General features: G+C 39.9%; 1 pseudogene. It reads left to right on the top strand.

The window, feature by feature from the left end:
• Positions 1-123: pseudogene (locus tag H5201_RS23645) on the top strand (IS3 family transposase); the annotation flags it as partial.
• Between the last annotated feature and the right edge of the window lie 125 nt (positions 124-248).

The raw sequence follows: 248 nt of genomic DNA, 5'->3' as shown, positions 1-248 counted from the left end.
GCAGCATTGAATAATGCTATTAAGCGTCAACAGCCGGTTCTTAATCAACTGATGTTTCATTCCGATCAGGGGTGTCAGTATTCTGCGGCCTCGTTTAGAGCTCGGTTATCACAACTAACTATAACTGTAGTGGTCAACTAATTTTGGCCACAGTTTTAGAATCTTTGTATCTAATCTCAGATTCATTTGGCGCTAAACCGGCATTATAATGATGCGGCCTAACGTTGTTGTAATATCCGTTGATATAA

Source organism: Pseudoalteromonas sp. SG43-6 (genome assembly GCF_014164365.1).
GTDB classification, from domain to species: domain Bacteria; phylum Pseudomonadota; class Gammaproteobacteria; order Enterobacterales; family Alteromonadaceae; genus Pseudoalteromonas; species Pseudoalteromonas rhizosphaerae.
The sequence above is the reverse complement of the archived record's forward strand: the minus strand, read 5'-3'. Positions and strand labels throughout refer to the sequence as shown.